Source organism: Agriterribacter sp. (assembly GCF_035445465.1).
Lineage (GTDB): Bacteria > Bacteroidota > Bacteroidia > Chitinophagales > Chitinophagaceae > Agriterribacter.
This window is the reverse complement of record NZ_DAOMQT010000119.1, coordinates 1-3,764: the sequence shown is the minus strand read 5'-3', so window position 1 is coordinate 3,764 and position 3,764 is coordinate 1. Positions and strand designations below refer to the sequence as shown.

At 42.7% G+C, this 3,764-nt stretch carries 3 protein-coding genes; 1 reads left to right on the top strand and 2 read right to left on the bottom strand.

What is annotated here, in order from left to right; translation table 11 throughout:
• Positions 1-151 precede the first annotated feature (151 nt).
• Entirely contained in the window at positions 152-1,081 is a 930-nt protein-coding gene (locus PLE34_RS21730; RefSeq protein ID WP_324560725.1) for a YihY/virulence factor BrkB family protein, read from the top strand.
• Positions 1,082-1,434: 353 nt separating this feature from the next.
• On the opposite strand, the gene PLE34_RS21725 is transcribed toward PLE34_RS21730, so the two are convergent.
• Both PLE34_RS21725 and rbp read right to left on the bottom strand, forming a co-directional pair.
• Positions 1,435-3,339 carry a beta-N-acetylhexosaminidase gene (locus PLE34_RS21725; protein WP_324560721.1) on the bottom strand — a complete coding sequence of 635 codons (1,905 nt, stop codon included), beginning with the start codon at positions 3,337-3,339 and terminating at the stop codon, positions 1,435-1,437.
• A 105-nt stretch (positions 3,340-3,444) separates the two neighbouring features.
• A complete protein-coding gene (rbp, locus tag PLE34_RS21720; RefSeq protein ID WP_502875904.1) occupies positions 3,445-3,735 on the bottom strand; it encodes an RNA-binding regulator in 291 nt (96 codons plus the stop codon).
• Between the last annotated feature and the right edge of the window lie 29 nt (positions 3,736-3,764).

The window sequence follows — 3,764 nt, the reverse complement described above, 5'->3', positions numbered from 1 at the left end:
CCTGACCGGCAGACAGGTCTTCACCGCCCACATGAAGCAAAGCAATGCGACAATTTGGAATGCTCCCTTGCCTGTATGTGCCTGCCACATTTAGCGTACATTTATCAGGCAAGATGGAAAAGTCTGGCATAGTTTTATTTTAATATATGGCATGACAGTAAAAGGAGCATGGAAAATAACCAAACAAACCTTTTCAGATTTTATTGACAATAAAGTTTTGAAGCTAAGTGCGGCATTGGCGTATTATACTATTTTTTCTTTGCCGGGGCTTATTATTGTTGTTATCTGGATCAGCGATATCTTTTATGGTGACAAAGCCGTAGAGGGAACCGTATACGGGCAAATAGCCGGGCTGGTAGGAAGGGATGCAGCATTGCAGATACAGCAAACCATTCGCAATGCCACACTGTCGTATGAAACCGGATTTGCAACCACCATAGGCATCGCTACGCTTATTTTTGGAGCCACCAGTATTTTTGGAGAGATACAGGATTCCATCAATGCTATATGGAGGCTTAAAGCAAAACCCAGGAAGGGATGGGTTAAGCTGATCGTGAACCGGTTGCTTTCGTTTTCGCTTATTATTACGCTGGGATTTTTATTGCTCGTATCCCTTATTATCAATGCGGTAATGGATGCATTTATCAATAAGCTTACCGTTATATTTCCCCATACAGAAGTCATCATCGCTTATGTATTTAACGTGTTACTTTCTTTTGCCATTACTTCGTTTTTATTTGGATTGATCTTCAAGGTTTTGCCCGATGCCAAAATAGAATGGCGCCATGTGCGTGCGGGAGCGTTTACTACAGCCCTGTTATTTATGATCGGCAAGCTGGGCATAAGCTATTACCTGGGTCATAACCGCTTAACCTCAGCCTACGGAGCAGCAGGCTCAGTGATCGTAATATTGTTATGGGTATATTATTCCGCAACCATCCTTTATTTCGGGGCTGTATTTACCAGGGTGTATGCTATTCATAAAGGGTCGCATATTTACCCCAACAATTACGCAGTTTGGATTGAGCAGGTAGAGGTTGAATCTGATAAATCGGTGCAGGAGCAGGCTAAGGATTTATAATTTATGGTTTATAGTTTGTGGTTTTTAGTTCTTTTCTTCTGATTTTCGGCTTCGGATTTTAATTTTACAGTGCTGATAATCAGCTTTTCATGAACGTCTTTACGAGACCTTAAACGAATCTGAACAGGCGTAATATTTTTTAAGGGTCGAAGTAATACCCTATGGCAGAAGCGGATTATATTTCTTTGAGTTGGCTGGCTGCTCTTGTATTGCTCATAGCTGACGGCTGATCGCTGGCAGCCTCTGCCGGATTTTAAGTTTGAGATTTATTTGTTTTTTGTGATTTGTCTTTTGATGCTTTCCTTCGGATTTAATATCCCTCACGCTGAACTGTAGAGGCAATGATTATAAACTTATTTTATTCCTGCTCTTTTCTTTAGCTCTGCAGCCGTTATTACTATCATTCTGCCAATGGGTTTACTAGCACGGTAAGTGATCACTTTCATCGTTGCCGCGTCTTTGGGTATGGTAAGCGGCTTTGTGTATTTCGGGTAAAATTGATCAGGAAAGGAATTGTCAAAGCTATAGTAGATATCCAGCCCGTTGATTTCGGTGCTTAATTCAACCAAGGGTAAGTTTTTTTCACCTTTCGTTATTTTGAAAACGGGATCGTATACAGCAGGTGAATATTTGATCTCAGCTACATCAAAGCGCTCAAATTGTTTTTCCACCCTGGGCACAAAGCTGTTCCAGTTCTTTTTGGCTTTGGGCGACCAAACCGATTCAGCAATGGCAAATGCACGCGGCCAGATCATATACTGCAGGTGGCGCATATTGTATACCTGCTCCGTCCATAAATTAGCCTGTCCGCCTTTAATGTAAATGGGATCCACGCCATCGGGAACAGGTTCAAACTGGTATGCTTTATTTAATCGCAAAGTGGCATACACAGGTGGTTCTATTGCCGCATCGCCCTGCATATAGTCCAGGTAAGCAAAAGTAGTGGGGCTCATCACCACTTCGTGCTTTTGCTTTGCGGCTTCTATACCGCCTTTAATGCCGCGCCAGCTCATTACCGCGGCGTTGGGTGCCAAACCACCCTGCAGAATTTCATCCCAGCCTATCATTTTCTTTCCTTTCGATTCTATTATTTTTTCCACCCGTTTCACAAAATAGCTCTGTACTTCATCTAAATTTTTAAGATTTTCTTTTTTCATCAGCGCTTTTATCGCGGCACTTTTTTCCCAGAAATTCCTTGCTGTTTCATCGCCGCCCATGTGTATATATTCAAAGGGAAAAAGCTGCGCTACTTCCGTAAATACCTTATCTAAAAATTCATACACTTTTTCGTTTGCCGGGCAAAGGGTGTTATCCACCAGCCCGTAAAAATGACCGCCTGAAGGCCATACCATAAAAGGTTCGCCAGAATTCACTTTGTATTTATCAGCGCCCGGGGTGCAGGATAATTCGGGATAGGAAGCAATAGCGGCAAGGCTATGCCCCGGCACGTCTACTTCAGGAAGGACATTGATAAACTGGTCTTTCGCGTATTGAATAATTTCTTTGATATCGTCATGCGTATAAAAACCACCGTAGTTGCGTGGCTCATCGGCGCCGGGCGCTGAAAAATAATTAAAGGTGCCGGTTTTTTTTACATTCCATGCGCCTACGGAAGTGAGCTTAGGCAAGCTTTTTATTTCAATCCTCCATCCCTGGTCATCTGTAAGGTGCATATGCAGGAGGTTGAACTTGTATTTTGCCATATCGTCAATAAATTGCTTCACTTCTTCTTTAGTGAAGAAATGACGCGACACATCGAACATTAAGCCACGCCATCCAAAACGGGGATAGTCTGTTATTTCAACGCAGGGAGCCGTCCATGATACATCTTTACTAACAAACTTGCCGGTTATTGCTTTGGGTAGTAATTGCATAAAGCTTTGAACGCCATAAAACAGACCGGCGGCCTGGTTAGCAGTAATGGTTACTGATTCCGGCGAAACAACCAGGCTGTAACCTTCGCTGCCGAGCGCTTTATCAGGCGTTGCGGTAATAATAAGATTGATATTTCCGTCATTGCCGTTCTTTTTTATGGCAGTTGCAAAACCAGTTGGAGCAGCTATGGCACTTGACAGGTAGCCGGCTACTTTTACAGCCTCATTATCATCAGTAACAGCAATGGTTATATTATCCTTTAAGGTAAATACGCCCTGTTGCTGCACTATAGAAACAGGTTCTGGAATAATTGCTATGGCGTTGCTTTGTGAAAAAGAGGCGAAGGCGAAAAAGAGGAAAGCTACTGCGCTGAGGTATCTCATGTATATTATTTTAAACGATGTGGAACGGGACGCCAAGATAAAAAAATACCCGGACAATTGGTATATGTCCGGGTATTGTGTTCTGATTTATAGCGTTGAATCAGTTTACCATCTTTTACGATTCTGCGAAAACGAACCGCCACCGCCACCGGAGCGTTGCTCCTTAGGACGGGCTACGGTAACAGAAAGCGCCCTGCCTTCGATATCTTTGCCATCCAGCTCTTCCATAGCCTTTTTAGCATCTGCTTCTTCGGGCATTTCCACAAAACCAAATCCGCGTGAACGGCCGGTTTCCCTGTCGGTAATTACTTTTGAAGAAGAAACTTCACCGAAATCGCTGAATAAATTTTTTAAGTCCTCATCTGTAGTGTGAAAACTTAAATTCGAAACGTACATGTTCATACTTTTACATTAAAATGTTATTA